The following is a 15,794-nucleotide window of genomic DNA, read 5'->3' as shown; positions in this document are numbered from 1 at the left end:
CCCCGATGATCGAAAATCGCCCCATTTCCACCCTGATCAGCCACCTGGTGCTCGTGATCGGGATCATCATCGTTGCGCTTCCGATCTACTACACGTTCGTCGCGTCGACGCACACGTCGATCGAGATCGTGCGCCCGCCGATGTCGCTCGCGATCGGCGACCATCTCGTGGAAAATTACAAGGAAGCAGTCGGTGGCGGCGTCGAGCGCGTCGTCGGCGTCAGCCTCGAGCGGCTGCTTTTCAACTCGACGGTCGTGGCGATCGCAATCGCGGTCGGCAAGATCGTGATTTCCTTTCTCTCCGCCTTCGCGATCGTCTTTTTCCGCTTTCCGCTGAAGATGCTGTTCTTCTGGATGATTTTCATCACGCTGATGCTTCCGGTCGAGGTGCGCATCCTGCCGACCTACAAGGTGATCGTGGACCTAGGCCTGATCGACACCTATGCGGGCCTGACGCTGCCGCTGATGGCTTCGGCGACGGCGACCTTCCTCTTTCGCCAGTTCTTCCTGACGATACCGGGAGAACTGGTGGAAGCCGCGCGCATCGACAATGCCGGGCCGTTTCGCTTTATGCGGGACATCCTGCTGCCACTCTCTGCAACGAACATCGCCGCGCTCTTCGTCATCCTCTTCATCTACGGCTGGACTCAGTACCTCTGGCCCCTGCTCGTCACCAACGACGCCAAGATGAATACGATTATCATTGGGCTCAGGCGGATGATCGACTTCACCGACGCCTCGACCCCCTGGAACTATGTCATGGTCACCGCGATCCTGGCGATCATCCCCCCTATCCTCGTCGTGGTGCTAATGCAGCGCTGGTTCGTCAAAGGTCTTGTGGAGACAGAAAAGTAATGGCTGAGATTACCCTTAAAGACGTCCGCAAGACCTACGGCACGGTGGAAGCGATCAAGGGCGTCTCGCTCGACATGACGGATGGCGAATTCGTCGTGCTGGTCGGTCCGTCGGGCTGCGGCAAGTCCACGCTCCTGCGCATGATCGCCGGGCTCGAAAGCATCACCGGCGGCGATATCCTCATCGGCACGCGCCGGGTCAACGATGTGGAACCGGCCGAACGCGATATTGCCATGGTCTTCCAGAACTATGCGCTCTACCCGCACATGAGTGTGCGCCAGAACCTCGCCTACGGGCTGAAGAACCGCAATACACCGGCCGCCGAGATCGACCGGCGAATAGCGACCGCCGCCAGGACGCTGGAGATCGAACCCTACCTGGACCGCAAGCCGCGCCAGCTATCGGGCGGCCAGCGCCAGCGTGTCGCGATGGGGCGGGCCATTGTCCGGCAACCGGCCGCCTTCCTCTTCGACGAACCGCTCTCCAATCTGGACGCAAAGCTGCGCGGACAGATGCGCATAGAGATCAAGCGGCTGCAGCGGTCGCTCGGAACGACGAGCGTGTATGTCACGCACGATCAGATGGAAGCGATGACGCTCGCCGATAGGCTGGTCGTCGTGAATGCCGGCCGGATTGAACAAGTCGGTACACCGCTGGAGCTCTACGAGAAACCCGCGACAACGTTCGTTGCCACTTTTATAGGCTCGCCCTCGATGAATCTCTTGCAAGGCAAGGACATGTCAGCGGGGTGGTCGCTCTCCCCGGATGTGGTGCGCCCGAATGCCGACTATACGCTCGGCATCCGCCCCGAGGATCTTTCCCCGATACCCGCCGATTCACCAGGTTTGCCATTCGCGGCCACGGTCCGGATCGACGGTATCGAACTAGTCGGGGCCGAGAGCCTCCTGCATGGTCGGCTCAAAAACGGCAGCGAATTGATCTTCCGAGTTTCCGGGCGAGCACACAACGAGATCGGCGACGAGGTGAAAGTTGGCGCCGGTGCGGAAGCTCTCCATATGTTCAGTGCAAACGGCGGCCACCGACATGGATAAGTCGCTCGCAGATTGCAATCGAGCCTGACCGCCACCCCCGCTCATATATTAGTAGTTGGAAAGGTACGATTTCGCCATCACGTTTGACCTTTGAAGCGCACATGGTCTGAACTTCAGCAGCCAGCGGCACCAATGAAAATGGCGGACATCTGTGCTCAGGAAAAGCCAAGGTCCCCAACGATGACATTATGCGATCCTCAGGATGGAGTGCTCTGCTGAGCTTTCAAACCGACGCCCTGACGAAGAGAAGTTCCAATGAAAACCAGGATAGAAATCGCAGCGGACCTTCAAAGACTGGGCATCCAACCGGGCGACCTGGTGATGGTCCATGCCTCTTTGAAAGCCATCGGTGGTGTCGAGATAGGCGCGGCCACTGTCGTCGGCGCTCTTGTCGACGCTATCGGGCCAACGGGCACCGCGATGGGATATGCCTCATGGGACCGATCACCGTATGAGGGACACTGAACGGCGCTAAGATGGATGAGAAACTGCGTCGTAACTGGCCACCCTTTGATCCTGGGACCTCGGCAGCATATCGCGGTTTCGGCATGCTCAATCAGTTCCTCGTCCAAAATCGCAGTACGCGACGAAGCGCTCACCCGGACGCATCAATGGTCGCGATCGGTCCTCTAGTGGAAATACTCACAGAGCCACAATGTCTTGGACAGGCGTTGGGAAAAGGCTCGCCTCTTGAACGTTTTGTCCGCCTGGGTGGAAAAGTTCTGTTGCTTGGTGCTCCGCTCGCCTCCGTGACCGCGCTGCACTATGCCGAGGCTATTGCCAATATCCCCGGTAAACGCCGCGTGACCTACGAGATGCCGCTCCTAGGTCCAGACGGTCAAACGATCTGGGAATTGACGGAGGATTTCGACTCAAACGGCATCCTGGATTGCTTTGCGGTCGATGGACAGCCGGACGCGGTGGAAACGATCGCGCGCGCATACATTGCCCTCGAACGGCACCAGATTGGCCGAGTAGGAGACGCATTCAGCTATTTATTTGATGCGCAGGACATCGTTTCCTTCGGCGTTTTGGCGAGAGGCCATCGTCACAAGTTCGGGCCTGCGCAGAAGAGCGTGAGGACGACTTCGTCCAACGACGTCGCAAAGGCGAGCACAGCGCCAGAGAGTACGCCCGGCATGGCGAGCGGCAGGGTAATACGGCGGAACACCGTGGCCGGCGAAGCTCCGAGGCTCTGGGCCGCAAGCTCGACGCGTTCGCGCTCACCACCGCAAAAGGCACCGCCACGACTGTGTGGGCGATGATCAGCCCATGTAGGGGGACGATCGGCCAACCCTGCAGCTTAAAAGCACGAGTCTAAATGATGACCTTCCAAGCGAAGATCATCAATCTGCAGCTCAGTTTGTTCCGAACCGTTCAAGCATCTTTCGCAACTGGACGTTCTCTTGTTGAAGCCGATGCGCGAGCAGCCCTTTCAGCCGACGGTTCTCTACCTCGAGCACGGCAAGCTCGTCGTAAAGTGCTTCGGGAGCAGCGGTAGTCGTCCTGCTACCAAGGGGACGACCACGGCGCGATGGCCCTTGGCGCTTCGGCTTATCTTCTGGTGGAATCGTCTTCGTGCGGTTTGCTTCCATCGGCGAGATAGAAGCAGGACCGGAAACATCCTCGGTGCGAATGTTCTCTTCTGTCGGGGCCGCCGGATCTGAGGTCCGCTCAACGGCGCCGGTCCCAGCGCTCTCGTTCGGGCAAACCTCCGCACTTTGCCCCGGAGAAGGCTCGTCGGGGCACTGAGCCGGTTCGAACAGTTGCGGCGCTTCGGTCTCCGCCTGGCGCACGAGGGCTTTCAGGTCCGTATCGCCCCAGATGGAAGATGGATTGGTTGTCGTCCGCCGCCGGGCCGATTTGACTTCGACGATAAACTTGCGCTGCTGCGGTTTCATAGGGATCCAACGTTGAAGGCGCGCCATCAGCTTACGACGCGTCAAAGCGCTCAAGCATTTTCTTGAGCTGCATGTTCTGCAACAGCAACTTCTCTGCCAGCCGGCGTCTAAGTTGCCTGATGTCCTCGTCCAGTGTGGTCATCTCATCGGCGAGTGTCATCGGCGGCTGAGGAGCACTGGAGTCGCTATCTCCATACTCGACGGCATCGGCCACGGCAACATCGCTGGCGCTCGTTTTCCGGCTGCGCCTTTGCCTTTTCGTCGGCGGTGGTCGCGTTGGTCCGGCGGGTTCCAGAAGCGCCACGCGATCGTCGGGACTTGACCGGTCGACCGTTGTGGTGGGCGCCCGTTCACCGCCGACAGTCGCGGCGTCGAGATTACCTGCAGCCTCGTTCGGGGCTTCCACTATCGGTTCGTCAACTTCGCCGAGCGGTTCCTCGATCGCGATTTCACGCGGGCTTTCCGGCTCCTTGACCGTTCGCCCCAAAGACGCCAGTTGGACCAGATATTTCCATGGTGATTTCATATGTGCCGCCACCTCGAGCAATGGCACCGAATCCTCCGCTGCAGCTCTCGACGAACGGCAGCGAGAATGTGATGAGGAGGGCCGATCGCTTAAATCCAATCAGCCCTTCACCGATGATCAGGCAAGACCCAGTCGCTTGCGCAGATCGGCGTTCTCAGCTCGGAGTTTTTCGGCCAGCGCCTTGCGGAGCCGAGCGTTCTCTTCTTCAAGCTGACGAAGATCAGCAATGTCGTCGAGGACTGGGACCGGAGCCGGCGTTTCGATCGTTTGCTTTGCCCCACGGGTTTTTCCGGTGCCCTTGCCGACCTTCTTTCCCCTGGTTTTGGCAACGGCCGGCGCCTCTGCCGACCTGTCTGCGCGCTTCCTGCGTCCTCTCATGGGCTGGGCAGCAACTGCCTCCGGTGTTTCAGCAGTTGCGTCTGAAACGACATTTTTCGGCCGCGGTCCTCGGCGCTTCCTGGGCGGCGCTGCTTCCGCCGGTGGCGCCGTCTCTGTGGTCTCGGTATTGCTCTCGTCTGCCATGAGTGTTTTCCCTCTCGAACTGATGATCTTTTCCAATGAGTAGCGAGCAGAGTCAACAATCACACCTAGCGAGGTCATCCCTACTTTAGCGTGAAGCCGTCGCCAGCAGCGGGAAAGCGTACCAGGTACCGGCCGCGAATGCGGCCAGGGGCGGTCCGCGCTGTTCCGCTGGCAAACCCATTTTTTTTTGCGGCAGCGTACCGGAATCGGGGAAGCAGACCGTCCCTCTCTCGAGCTTGGCGGTTAGCGTACATGAGCAACTTATGTTGGATTGCGATCCCTGCCCGCGCCCAGTGAACCATCGGGCTGCGCTATTCGCCCCGCCTACGGCACATTGGATTAGCAAGCCAAACGTACACTGTGACCCGTAATCTGCGGTATGACTTCCTGCGCCTCCCGACCGCGCGCGGCCGCCATTCTCAGTTTACTTATTGCAATGCATTGGCGCCGGATCGCCCTAGCGATACGGCAGACGTGTCGAAAAGGAGGCCGAAAGCAATGCCAATGAGTAGGAGCAGAGCCACTTGAGAAACCATCTCAGAGGAGAAGTCCTCAAACACCTGGCCCTCCCGTCGCTTTCGGGACTTCGACTGCGCAAGCGCCTGAATTGTCCCGATTGGCGTTCACGAAGTCGTTGCGAGATCGTTAGGCGTTTGATTTCGCTCGAATGTCCGCCAGCAATATATTCGCGAGATCGACGAACTGGCCCTGCGGAAACTTTGACAAATACGCTTCAATCATCTCGACGTTACCGGTGTCTCGAACTGTTTCCCAGAATGAAACCTCGATACCAGGGTCGGCGTCGCCAGCCCCTCCTTGCGCAACGCGTGCGGCTGCCAGTTCGGCGAACTGACCCGTCGGGAACCGCTTCAGGTAAAGGAGATACTCGGCCGGGTCGTCGCTCTCCTGTACCGCCTCCCAAAAGGCCACCTCGACTCGACGCACCTCGTCGCTTTTGTCATCTACTGAGAAGGGCTCTTCGACAGACGAGGATCGCTCGGCGGTGTCGACGGACGATAGCTCCACATTCAGGCTTGGTTCGGCCTGCGGGTCGAACAGGACGCGGAAGACCCGGAGTGGACGCGCAATGTTCTTGACTTGGTGCTCACCCAAATCCTCGAAGGTGGTATCCACGCGATCGCGCAGATGATCTCGTACCCCTCTTGTCACGCAGATACCGCCGGCATCAGCGAGGCCTTCGAGCCGGGCGGCGATATTGACGCCATCCCCGAAGATATCGCCGTCTTTCACCAGAACGTCGCCGATATTGATCCCGATGCGGAAGTTCATCTTCCGGTCGTCGGCAAGCGCCTGATTGGCACGCCACATCGCCTGCTGAATGGCGACTGCGCAGTTGAAGGCATGGAGGATCGATGGAAATTCCGCCAACACGCTGTCGCCGGCGGTCCCGAAAATCTGACCATGGGCGCTTTCGATAAGACCGTCGACAATAGTGCGGTGCGACGTCAAAGTCGCAAGCGTCTGCTCTTCGTCGGCATTCATCAATCGAGAATAACCTTCGATATCGGCCGCAAGGATCGCTGCAAGCTTTCTTTCAAGTGGTGGCGCCTCCATGTGAACGGTCCAATCCAACGCCTTCGTTTCCACTGTGCAGTCGAACCATCAACCGATGGGAATGCAGCTTTGTTCCCTTCCGCAGGCGCTGGAAGCCGGCTATGTTCGGCATGAACCGATCCGAATGACACGCGCCGCCAGACGCTCGTGCTTACCGCCAAGGCTGACGAAGTGCTGCGGCGATCGCGCACCATTCACCAGACCGAAATCCGTGACACGGCCCAGCGCCTGATAGAGCCTCTCAGCGATCTCCGAGAGAACGGCCCGCGTCAGCCGCTTGAGCAAGCCAATGTCAAAGACACCTTTCCCTATGAAGGCCGCCAGGCAGCATCGACAAGGAGACGATGCGGACCTTCGATGAGGCCTGCCTGTCCGTCCGGCAAGAGCTGACCCCAGGCGAGATCAAGGCGCTGCGCGAGTAAAATCACGTTAGCCAGCCAGTCTTCGCGCGCTACCTCAATACCAACGAGTCGACCGTACAAAAATGGGAAACCGGCGCGATCATTCACTGGGAACCGACTTGCTGCAGCACAGCTGCGGCATTCCTGCCATTCGGGGTCGGCGCGAAGTATCGATTGAGATCATCTTCTGTGCGTGGGAGCCGGCGCACGCGCATGTTTGACAATCGGCTTCACGCGGAGGCTTGCCGCTGCATCCAGCGAAGCAGGGCTTCCAAGGCCCCGCGCCTCGGGTGCTCGGCCCGATAGACAAAGTAGAAGCCGTAGCCGGGCAGAACGATATCGCTGACTCGCAGAAGACGGCCATCGCGAAGCTCCCGTGCAACGAGCACGTCACTACACAGCCCAAGACCCTGTCCGGCTACGATCGCTTCGATCCCGTGGTGCTCTTCGTGGATTTTCAGTTGCGGTGGCCGGACGGTGCCGCTGATTCGGTAGCCTGCCGCTCGGGCCGCAGTTTCCCAGTGACGCCAAGTGGGCGCACCTACGTCGGTCAGGGGCCAGCCGACCTCGACACGTGGCAGATCGAGGATCGCCTGAGGCTCGATCATGCGGACGCCTCCCTGAAGAACCGACGGCGCCGCAACGACGTGGAAGGTATCGCGAAGTAGCTCCACCGCGACTCCGTCTGTCGGGGATCGCCGCGCATAACGGATCGCAACGTCAACTTCGCCCGTGCGAAGGTTCAGTACCGTATCCGTTCCCACAAGGTCGAGTGTCGATCCCGGCGCTTCCGCTCGCCAGCTTTCCAGGCGCGGCAGCAGCCAGCGCGCGGCGAAGGCACTGGTTGTCGTCACCCGAAGATGGCCGATCGGGCTGCCAGGGGTAAGGCGCGCAAGCTCGTCCGAGATCGACAGAAAAGCGTCCCGGACAACCGGCAGAAGCTGTGCGCCCGCAGTGGTGAGCTGCAACGGCCTCGGCTGGCGCTGAAAAAGGGGCTGGCCGCAATAGCGTTCCAGTAGCCGTATCTGGTGGCTGACGGCTGTGGGTGTGACGGACAGTTCCTCGGCCGCCTTCCTGAAGCTCAGAAGGCGGGCCGCGGATTCGAAGGCCTGAAGCTCTCGAAGAGGCGGAAGGCGGTGCATGCATCGAATTCTAGATGAATTGTACTCACCTTGCCTCGAATTCTTTGCTGTTGCCGCGCATCTCATCGAGTCCGATCATTCCGGCATTCTGGAAGGAGATCATCATGCTGGACGGACAATCGGCATCGACCGCTGCAACCATGATCGAAAGGTTTGAACAGATCCGCCCTTTGCTGGCAGAGCAATCCGGGCGCTTTGACGCGGATCGAAGGCTGTCGGACGAGGTGTTTGGTGCCTTGAGCGAAGCGGGGTTCTTCCGCCTCCTGCTGCCAGCTCAACTGGGCGGATGCGGGCTTTCGCCCCTCGACTTCATGGCCGTGGTCGAGCATGCCGCAGCAGTTGATGGAACAATCGGCTGGCTCGTCGGAAACGGAGGCGGCATTTCGCGCGCTGGCGGCTATCTGCCTTTGGACGCCGCACAGAAGGTGTTCGGGAAACCGTCGGCCTTCGTCGCCTCAAGCACAGGCGCGATTGGCAAGGCGGTCCCTGCTGAGGGTGGATACCGAATCACTGGCCGGTGGCCTTTTGCCAGCGGCGCGCCACACGCCACGACCTTTGCCCCGCTTTGTGAAGTGAACGAAGGCAGTGGGCGGATCGTTCTAGCGTTCTTGCCCCGTGAGGCCGTCAATCTGATCGACAACTGGCATGTGTCAGGGATGAGAGGCACCGGAAGCTGGGACTTCGAGGCAGACAACGCGTTCCTGCCAGCCGAATTCGTTTGCGACTTTCAGCCAAATCCTACCCACGCCGGTGTCGTCTATCGCCTTCCGGGCATTTCCGCCTTTGTCTGGACTGTTGCCACAGTGCCGCTTGGGATCGCGAAAGGCGCAATCGACGCGCTCATCTCGTTAAGCTCCGGCCACCGTCGTCAGGGCATGACCGTCCCCGTCGCAGAACGCGAACTGGCTCACGCAGAGATCGGGCGCTGCCTTTCGCAGTGCAGGGCGGCTGGCGCCTACATGCGGTCAGCCATGTCGGCCTTGTGCGCGTCCGTCGAAAGCGAAGGCTCTGACCTGGTTGCGGCCCGGATCAACTACCGGCTTGCCTGTTCTCACGCCGCTGAAGTCGCAGTGAGCGTCGTACTGCGGGTGAACGATCTGATCGGAGCCCGGGCCCTTGCCGAGTCCCAGCCCTTCGAGAGGCGCGAACGCGACGTTCGCGCGGCGGCCAAACACATCGCCATGAGTGCCGAGCAGTTTGTGATCGGTGGCCGCTACGCTCTTGGCGGCGATATCAGCGGCGCAAGCTTCTAACGATCAGCGCGCGCTGGTCCCGACGTAATCCGCCGCGTCGGTCCGCTGTAGAGATGCCGGGGCCGGCCGATCTTCGGCGGCGGGTCCGTGATCATCTGTTTCCACTGGCTGATCCAGCCCACCGTCCGTCTGATCGCGAGGATCGCCGTGGGGAAGCGCATCGCCTCAGGCGGCCGCTCCGCCTCAGAGGCTTTGCCCCTTACCCGGAAGCGCCCAGCGGCCGCGAGCGGCGAGCCTATGGGCGCTAAGCTGATGTCATTGGTTCGTGGTACCGAATGGCATATCCTGGAATGACGATATTCCTGGATTGGCACGGACTGCGATGCGTCAGAAGTCACCGAAGACGAAATCTCCGCGAGAGAACTCCGACCCGGTTCTCGCCCGTGAACGAGAGGTCGCCAAGACCGTGGCAATCAATGCTCTTCTCACCCGGCCGATCGCAGTTCTTCCAGCCAAGATTGGCGACCCGATCCGACCCTTTGCACTCGGGCTCTGGGATGAAATCCGCCCTCTCCTGAAACCGGAATTCAGCGTCACGGCTCTGCGCAAGACGATGGCAACTTATGTGCATTCGCGGAGCTATCAGATCGCGGTCGCGCGACCCGGATCCGTCCGCCATGACATCAATGGTACACCGGTCGGTCCTGTATCGGACGCCGACAGGTTGGATGCACAACAGAAGTACGAGGGTTTCAAGGCGCGCGATGGATCACGCAATCCAAAGTCGGCACCTCCCCTCCCCACCCCAGCGTCAAAGTCGGACGTGATCCGCGCTGGCCTCCTCAAACGGAAGGACACCCCGCGCTAGACAAGCGGCGGCCTCCCTGACGGCCGAGCAGTGAGAAAGTGACGCGCAGTCGAAATAGGAAGCCAGCTCCGTTGTGATTCCTCTGGACTTATTTGCTACCAGCAAGCATGCGGTTTTCAACACCGGAGCTACGGCGCGAAGGCCCCGGGGTTGCCTGCGGGGCCATTCGTTAGGGCTGCCTGAACCCGTCACATAGGGTCATTTCCCTTCATCGCGTTCGACATATGCGTCTTGCATTTGTCGTTGTCGTTTGAGGCAAGTGCTTCCTTCGCCATCGCCAATTCCTTATTGGCGTAGTCCTTCTTCATCTCGTCTGTCATAGCCTTGACGTCAGTTTCGAGCTTCGACATGTTGGCTTCATCACACACGATATCGGACAAGGCAAAGGCAGAAGGCCCAGCAAGCGCGAGTAGCACAGTCGCCGTCAGTAGTGTCTTCAACATCGTTATTTCCTCTTCGACGCGTGGAATGTCGGGCCAACCATCGAGCGAGAGTGACGTTCCGTCGGGCGAGAACACATCGTCGTGATCTGACCTGCCGCCGGTCTCCTTCCTGATACGCCAATCGCAGTCGGTAGGTGGATCGTTGTCGTTGGGACTGCCCCTGTCTTCTGATCCGAAATGGCGACACAACCGGTGGCGAGGACACCTATGATTGAGACGATGATCGAAGTCGCGGGATCCCGGTATTCATCGGATGTCCTCCGAACGGAATGCATTTTTCGCCGCTTGTAACTTAGACACGAACCTTGCGTGGTTTTTGTGATCCGAGGTTCGCGCCCTGCGCGGCCAATCCACCCTACCCTTGCGGAGCAAGGCTCGTCGTGAACCGCGCGGCCGCTCGCCGTGAGCTTTTCAGCTTCCTTGAAGGCGTCTTCAAAACTGACAGGTATTGCATCACTGGGCGTAGGGGGATCGTCCGGTTCCAACACGTAGAATGTGGCGTTTCGGATGTCTGTCATCGGTGCGCTCCTTTCGCGCAACAATAGCTGGCGAGCGCGATAGTTCCGGATCATAGGAGATTTGGCGGTCGCTGCATCATCGATGGCAGACCAAAACAGTCTCAGGCCGGTGATACGGCAGGGCGGCAAGGAACCGGCAGACACGCCGGCGACCGAAGCATCCGCCGCCAAGGCTGCGCCGTCGTTATTCGCATCGTCCGCGTCGGAATCCGCCTCGCCACAACAGGGGCACATCCAGCGCCGGAGGCGGTTCGGTCGGATGCGGACATCTTCGACAGGATCGAACGCCTCGCGGCACTTCACGCGAAAGGCATTCTCACGGCTCAGGAATTCGAGGCCACGAAATCGGAGTTCCTCAGCCGACTATCGCATCCGATGAACGGGGCTTGCCACGGAGATCAATTGGAGGCTTCCATCGAGCGGCGCCGGGCGATGACGGCCGTCAATGAACTGCAACCGGGTCAAGGCGTCGCCGACTAAAGTCCCGATTGTGGTAGGGAATCGAAGGATCACGACAGTCCCTACCAAAGAAATGAGCCCTTCCATCTTACCGCACCCCCTGCCCTTCTTCGATGGCAGGTTTATGAGGCGAAGGCCAGAACGATTGCGATAACGAGCAGCAAGGGGCCCAACCACTTGAAGTGGCGGGCCAGCGGCAGTTGGTTTGCCGGGTTTCTCGACAAAGTCACATACCCAAAGCCCACGGACGTCATCCACAGGCCGGCGCAAAACATGATGAATTCGTCAATATAGTCTGCGACCATGACTCTCCTGCTTTCTTCGAGGCTTTGCCATCAGTCCTTCTCAACCTCGCCAGTGTCTTCGCAGTGGCAGTGCGCATATCCCTCACGTCGGCGGGGCACCGTCGCTTTGGGGATTGTCGTGCTGGCTTCACACGGGTGACACGCCAAAAGCCCGTCTCCATAATTCCGATCATACCAACAAGACCGAGACCCATTAGCAAATTATAGAAGGTCATGGATATAGACCGCTCGTGCCTTACAAAAGCACATATGTGCTCCCCTCGGTGTTGCAAGCGGATAGTACGGTCCAGATTGCGGCGCCAGAACCCGCTTAGGCCCTTGCTTGAAGGCTGGGACCGCACCTCAGCCGTCGGGCGAAATGAAAATGCATGAAGCCGGGAAGCATGCTGACAACGCGAGCAAGGTTGACGCCCTGAAACAGGCGTAGCCGCAGTCCCTGCTCTTACGCCAAAGCCGCCACCCTTCCGGATGACGGCCTTTGATCACCAGCAATTTACAAAGATTACTGTGCAGCCTCTTCGATTAGGTCCGCGACGGCTTGGGGCTGTGACACCATCACAACATGGGATGCACCCTTGATCACGACAGTGTGCTTTGAGCCTGCCCGTTCGGCCATGAAGCCGAGTGCCTTCGCTGGGATGTTCTTGTCGCCGTCCCCATAGATGAAGTAGGAGGGCAGCGTTTTCCAGGCCGGCGAACCGGACTTTTCCGTCAAGGCAGCTTCGGTGATCGGGCGCTGGCCGGCGGCCATCAATGCCGCATCCTCAATTGAAACGTCGTGGGCGAACTGGTCGTGAAACTTCGCCTGGTCGATGGAAAGATCGACGCCGCCATCTACCAGCTTGACCGGAGCGGCGAGCGCTTGGCCAAGTGTTCCGCCCGGGAACTTACCGGCGAGATCGGCAGCTGCTTCCCCTGCTTCCGGAGCGAACGCTGCCACATAGACCAGCGACTTGACATTGTCCTTGCCGTTGGCAGCGGTCGAGATCACCTGGCCTCCGTAAGAATGCCCGACCAGGACGACGGATCCTTTGATGCTCGATATGATGTCTGAAACATAGGCCGCATCACCGGCGACACTGCGCAGGGGATTGGCCGCGGCAACGACCGTGTAACCGTCCTTCTGAAGGATCTTCGTCACACCATTCCAGCTCGACGAGTCGGCGAAAGCGCCGTGGACGAGAATGACTGTGGGCTTTGCGGGCTGGGCAATTGCACTGCCGGACAGGAGAGCGGCGGCAAAGGCAACGGTGGCGGCGAGTTTGAACATGACGATATCCTTCGTGGCTCGGGATCTAGGTTCAGGCGTGAAGCTGTTAATTTATTTGTGTGCGATTTATTTGTGTGCAACATATATGTTTCCGGAATGAGTATGTCAACTGCTTGCAAATAGATCGTGGGCGAATTATTTGTGCGGAAAGGAGATCGCGATGACGAAGCCAGACGACCATCGCGGCGTCGCCGGAATGCTCTGCTTTTCCCTCTATTCCGCGAGCCACGCATTCACCCAGCTTTATCGGCCATTACTGGACAAGCTAGGCCTGACGTACCCGCAATACCTGGTCATGGTGTCGCTCTGGAATCGCGACGGCCAGAACGTCAAGGAGCTGGGTAACAATCTCTTCCTTGATTCCAGCACGCTTACGCCGTTGCTCAAGCGCCTGAACGTTGCCGGCTTAATCACGAGAACGCGCAACCCCCAGGACGAACGCGAGGTGCTTCTGCACCTGACGGAGAAAGGCCGCGCCCTGCAGGGTCAGGCCGATGATGTCATGCATTGCATCGGCGATGCGGTTGCGCTGGAAGCGGACGCTCTCGATACCCTCCGCGCCACGATCGACGGCCTACGCAACAGGCTTCAGGCACGGGCGAGATAGTTCGAAACCCTCCTCGTTGAACGCTTCGCGATAGCAAGCCGGTGGCGGTCCAACCCCGTACCAAACAGGGGTCCCGCCAGCGGACGCGCTCACCAACGTTTCGTTCGATTCGCGGCACCGCAGGCCGCTATCGACCCCTGATGTAGGAAACGCACCCGCTTCCCTCTTCTTTGTTAACTAAGCGAGTGAGTCATTTAACAAAATAGCTGTTTCGTTTATTTCGAAGAGATCTGTCAGGCCGAGGGCGGATATCATTGCTCGCCCGCGTTACTCACGCGGGCGCTGTGTCCAGGCTCTACCGGTCGGCCGCGACCGCTCTTATTCGCTGCAGAACAGCCTCCACTTGGTGGGCCTGAAGGCGATTCGGCTTCTGTGTGCAAAAGACGCGCGCTCCGGCGGCAACTCGATTTCGACGGCCGCATGCGTATTGCCCAGATCTAGCTCGAGATGGCGCGTACCGGCAACCCGCCGGCTCCCGATGATGAAGCCTTCAAGGCTGCCCCGAGAGCCATCGACGAGTTCTATGTCGTGCGGGCGGAAATACAGTAAAGCCTCGCCATCGCCTTCGGTTGCAGCACGCAGCCCTGTGGGCAGATCTTCGAACCGGATTTCGCCGTTTGAAAGCATGACCTTTAAGCAATTCGACTGGCCAATGAACCCGTAGACGAAAGTAGAGATTGGGTGATCATAGATTTCGTCCGGCGTACCGGATTGCTCGATCATACCTTTGTTCAGCACCACCACGCGATCAGCCAGTTCGAGCGCCTCCTCCTGGTCGTGGGTGACAAATACGGTCGTGTATCCGGTCCGATCATGGATTTCACGCAGCCACTGGCGCAATTCCTTGCGCACTTGAGCGTCAAGCGCACCGAAGGGCTCGTCGAGCAACAAGACGGTCGGCTTAACCGCCATGGCCCGGGCAAGCGCCACGCGCTGGCGTTGGCCGCCGGAGAGATGAGCGGGGTAGCGATTTTCAAATCCTGACAGCTGTACGAGCTCGAGTAACTCGAGTGCCATCTTGTGAAGTTCTGCCGGTGGTTGCCGCCGATTGGAGCGGCGAACCTTTAGACCGAAAGCCACGTTCTCCAGCACAGTCATATGCCGAAAGAGGGCATAGTGCTGAAAGACGAAGCCGATATTTCTTTCCTGCACCGTCTTCATCGACGCGTCCTCGGCATCGAAGAAAATCGTGCCATCGGTCGGGCTCTCGAGGCCGGCAATCAACCTAAGCAACGTCGTCTTTCCGGAGCCGGAGGGTCCAAGCAAAGCGATCAACTCACCAGAGTGGATGTCAAGAGAAACGTCGGCGAGCGCAGGGATGCGGTCATATTCTTTGCGTAGGCCTTGGATTCGTACTTCCATATACCCAGGTCCAAGTGAGTGCCATTCATTGCATCATTTGAACGCGCCAGCACAGAGTTGGTTCGATGTGCTCTCAGGGGAGCTGGCGACTTCGCATTGGAAACCGGAAGCGGAGACATGGTGCAACTGCTCGCGGCTGCCGCGTCCGCGTAAAAAGGCTCTGGCACGTCTCTCAAACTCAGCCCTGATCCTGCATGGAATGAGCGGGGTCCGCGGCGCAACGAGAGGGATTGGCGCTTGCCCGTCCGGATTCGGCCACAACGCTTCAGCCCCCAAGGGCGCCGAAGGGATACCAGGCGCAGTCGGCAGCAGACAGCGAGGCCATGAACAATCGTGTGAGCCGCGCGTTACCTGTCAAATGATGAGGTAAAGTCATGGCTCGAACCTCTCGAAACAACGGCCGCCGAGCGGAACTACTCCACATTGGGCTCGTGGTATTTGCAATGTTGATTATCGCGGCAATGGTGGCGCTTCTGTAAGGCGATGACCCAAGCAAAGAACTCGCTCGCAACAAGCCGTGCTCAGCGCTCGTAAAGAACGGCTCGGTTGTGAGTTGTTAAATTTGCAGCTTTGCAGATTTCCTGCAGGCAATCCTGAGTCAGCCGAGCGTCGGCTGCCACCGAGACTATGTTTGCCATCCGCCTCGTTTCGTGGCGGCCCTCTCGCAGCCGGCTTCGGGCCGCGTGCTTGGAACTAATGTAAGCGACAAGCCGGGGCCGTTCAGGCGGCGTAGTTCCACGGCATGAGCGCGTCAATATCGCTGCTGGGCCATCCATTTGCGAGGCGCTCAAGTGTC

General features: G+C 59.3%; 15 protein-coding genes and 4 pseudogenes. 8 read left to right on the top strand and 11 right to left on the bottom strand.

Features of this window, described 5'->3' with window-relative positions; translation table 11 throughout:
* Window positions 1-5 precede the first annotated feature (5 nt).
* The 3 genes and pseudogenes from ugpE to aac(3) form a co-directional block, all read left to right on the top strand.
* Window positions 6-854, top strand: a complete 849-nt coding sequence (gene ugpE / locus ASE60_RS14960; protein ID WP_057251361.1) for a sn-glycerol-3-phosphate ABC transporter permease UgpE — start codon at window positions 6-8, stop codon at window positions 852-854.
* Window positions 854-1,906 (top strand): sn-glycerol-3-phosphate import ATP-binding protein UgpC, encoded by a 1,053-nt coding sequence (locus tag ASE60_RS14955; RefSeq protein ID WP_057251360.1) that lies wholly within the window; start codon window positions 854-856, stop codon window positions 1,904-1,906. Before ugpE ends, ASE60_RS14955 begins: the two co-directional genes overlap by 1 nt.
* A gap of 255 nt (window positions 1,907-2,161) precedes the next feature.
* Window positions 2,162-2,937 (top strand): annotated as a pseudogene (aac(3), locus tag ASE60_RS14950) (aminoglycoside 3-N-acetyltransferase); the annotation flags it as partial.
* A gap of 23 nt (window positions 2,938-2,960) precedes the next feature.
* Here aac(3) and ASE60_RS33795 read toward each other — a convergent pair.
* The 5 genes and pseudogenes from ASE60_RS33795 to ASE60_RS14930 form a co-directional block, all read right to left on the bottom strand.
* A pseudogene (locus ASE60_RS33795) lies at window positions 2,961-3,178 on the bottom strand (ABC transporter permease subunit); the annotation flags it as partial.
* Window positions 3,179-3,264: 86 nt separating this feature from the next.
* Entirely contained in the window at window positions 3,265-3,861 is a 597-nt protein-coding gene (locus tag ASE60_RS14945) for a hypothetical protein (protein WP_156414647.1), read from the bottom strand.
* Window positions 3,839-4,360, bottom strand: a complete 522-nt coding sequence (locus ASE60_RS14940) for a hypothetical protein (RefSeq protein WP_113133921.1) — start codon at window positions 4,358-4,360, stop codon at window positions 3,839-3,841. Before ASE60_RS14940 ends, ASE60_RS14945 begins: the two co-directional genes overlap by 23 nt.
* Before the next feature lie 90 nt (window positions 4,361-4,450).
* The gene (locus ASE60_RS14935) at window positions 4,451-4,855 is read right to left on the bottom strand and encodes a hypothetical protein (protein ID WP_057251357.1); all 405 of its coding nucleotides are present in this window, start codon (window positions 4,853-4,855) and stop codon (window positions 4,451-4,453) included.
* A 645-nt stretch (window positions 4,856-5,500) separates the two neighbouring features.
* Window positions 5,501-6,448 carry an adenylate/guanylate cyclase domain-containing protein gene (locus ASE60_RS14930; RefSeq protein WP_244495621.1) on the bottom strand — a complete coding sequence of 316 codons (948 nt, stop codon included), beginning with the start codon at window positions 6,446-6,448 and terminating at the stop codon, window positions 5,501-5,503.
* A gap of 305 nt (window positions 6,449-6,753) precedes the next feature.
* On the opposite strand from ASE60_RS14930, the pseudogene ASE60_RS33790 reads away from it, so the two are divergent.
* Window positions 6,754-6,930, top strand: a pseudogene (locus ASE60_RS33790) (transcriptional regulator); the annotation flags it as partial.
* Window positions 6,931-7,061: 131 nt separating this feature from the next.
* Here the strand turns inward: ASE60_RS33790 and ASE60_RS14920 are convergent.
* The gene (locus tag ASE60_RS14920; protein WP_057251354.1) at window positions 7,062-7,973 is read right to left on the bottom strand and encodes a LysR substrate-binding domain-containing protein; all 912 of its coding nucleotides are present in this window, start codon (window positions 7,971-7,973) and stop codon (window positions 7,062-7,064) included.
* Window positions 7,974-8,077: 104 nt separating this feature from the next.
* On the opposite strand from ASE60_RS14920, the gene ASE60_RS14915 reads away from it, so the two are divergent.
* Window positions 8,078-9,226 carry an acyl-CoA dehydrogenase family protein gene (locus ASE60_RS14915; protein WP_057251353.1) on the top strand — a complete coding sequence of 383 codons (1,149 nt, stop codon included), beginning with the start codon at window positions 8,078-8,080 and terminating at the stop codon, window positions 9,224-9,226.
* Here ASE60_RS14915 and gltA read toward each other — a convergent pair.
* Window positions 9,223-9,375, bottom strand: a pseudogene (gene gltA / locus ASE60_RS35670) (citrate (Si)-synthase); the annotation flags it as partial. The gene ASE60_RS14915 and the pseudogene gltA sit on opposite strands and share 4 nt — an antisense overlap.
* A gap of 116 nt (window positions 9,376-9,491) precedes the next feature.
* On the opposite strand from gltA, the gene ASE60_RS14905 reads away from it, so the two are divergent.
* A complete protein-coding gene (locus ASE60_RS14905) occupies window positions 9,492-10,034 on the top strand; it encodes a ProQ/FINO family protein (RefSeq protein WP_244495620.1) in 543 nt (180 codons plus the stop codon).
* A gap of 188 nt (window positions 10,035-10,222) precedes the next feature.
* Here ASE60_RS14905 and ASE60_RS14900 read toward each other — a convergent pair whose 3' ends face one another.
* Window positions 10,223-10,477, bottom strand: a complete 255-nt coding sequence (locus tag ASE60_RS14900) for a hypothetical protein (RefSeq protein WP_057251350.1) — start codon at window positions 10,475-10,477, stop codon at window positions 10,223-10,225.
* Between the two features lie 545 nt (window positions 10,478-11,022).
* Here ASE60_RS14900 and ASE60_RS36205 point away from each other — a divergent pair.
* Complete coding sequence (locus tag ASE60_RS36205; protein ID WP_156414649.1) at window positions 11,023-11,475, top strand: SHOCT domain-containing protein; 453 nt, start codon at window positions 11,023-11,025, stop codon at window positions 11,473-11,475.
* A 101-nt stretch (window positions 11,476-11,576) separates the two neighbouring features.
* Here ASE60_RS36205 and ASE60_RS14895 read toward each other — a convergent pair whose 3' ends face one another.
* Window positions 11,577-11,759: a hypothetical protein gene (locus ASE60_RS14895; RefSeq protein ID WP_057251349.1), complete on the bottom strand. Its 183-nt coding sequence runs from the start codon at window positions 11,757-11,759 to the stop codon at window positions 11,577-11,579.
* Window positions 11,760-12,261: 502 nt separating this feature from the next.
* Window positions 12,262-13,029 (bottom strand): alpha/beta hydrolase, encoded by a 768-nt coding sequence (locus tag ASE60_RS14890; RefSeq protein WP_057251348.1) that lies wholly within the window; start codon window positions 13,027-13,029, stop codon window positions 12,262-12,264.
* A 160-nt stretch (window positions 13,030-13,189) separates the two neighbouring features.
* On the opposite strand from ASE60_RS14890, the gene ASE60_RS14885 reads away from it, so the two are divergent.
* A complete protein-coding gene (locus ASE60_RS14885; RefSeq protein WP_057251347.1) occupies window positions 13,190-13,636 on the top strand; it encodes a MarR family transcriptional regulator in 447 nt (148 codons plus the stop codon).
* Between the two features lie 318 nt (window positions 13,637-13,954).
* Here the strand turns inward: ASE60_RS14885 and ASE60_RS14880 are convergent, their stop codons facing one another.
* Window positions 13,955-14,998, bottom strand: a complete 1,044-nt coding sequence (locus ASE60_RS14880; protein ID WP_057251346.1) for a sulfate/molybdate ABC transporter ATP-binding protein — start codon at window positions 14,996-14,998, stop codon at window positions 13,955-13,957.
* Window positions 14,999-15,794: the final 796 nt, after the last annotated feature.

The sequence above is a fragment of the Ensifer sp. Root278 genome, from assembly GCF_001429285.1.
Lineage (GTDB): Bacteria > Pseudomonadota > Alphaproteobacteria > Rhizobiales > Rhizobiaceae > Ensifer.
This window is presented reverse-complemented; position numbering and strand designations above follow the sequence as displayed.

Excerpts from the sequence above, each read along its gene's own strand:
- ASE60_RS14895 (WP_057251349.1), bottom strand. The coding sequence starts at position 11,759 with ATGGTCGCAGACTATATTGACGAATTCATCATGTTTTGCGCCGGCCTG.
- ASE60_RS14920 (WP_057251354.1), bottom strand. The coding sequence starts at position 7,973 with ATGCACCGCCTTCCGCCTCTTCGAGAGCTTCAGGCCTTCGAATCCGCG.
- ASE60_RS14955 (WP_057251360.1), top strand. The coding sequence starts at position 854 with ATGGCTGAGATTACCCTTAAAGACGTCCGCAAGACCTACGGCACGGTG.
- ASE60_RS14900 (WP_057251350.1), bottom strand. The coding sequence starts at position 10,477 with ATGTTGAAGACACTACTGACGGCGACTGTGCTACTCGCGCTTGCTGGG.
- ASE60_RS14890 (WP_057251348.1), bottom strand. The coding sequence starts at position 13,029 with ATGTTCAAACTCGCCGCCACCGTTGCCTTTGCCGCCGCTCTCCTGTCC.
- ASE60_RS14915 (WP_057251353.1), top strand. The coding sequence starts at position 8,078 with ATGCTGGACGGACAATCGGCATCGACCGCTGCAACCATGATCGAAAGG.
- ASE60_RS14880 (WP_057251346.1), bottom strand. The coding sequence starts at position 14,998 with ATGGAAGTACGAATCCAAGGCCTACGCAAAGAATATGACCGCATCCCT.
- ASE60_RS14885 (WP_057251347.1), top strand. The coding sequence starts at position 13,190 with ATGACGAAGCCAGACGACCATCGCGGCGTCGCCGGAATGCTCTGCTTT.
- ugpE (WP_057251361.1), top strand. The coding sequence starts at position 6 with ATGATCGAAAATCGCCCCATTTCCACCCTGATCAGCCACCTGGTGCTC.
- ASE60_RS14935 (WP_057251357.1), bottom strand. The coding sequence starts at position 4,855 with ATGGCAGACGAGAGCAATACCGAGACCACAGAGACGGCGCCACCGGCG.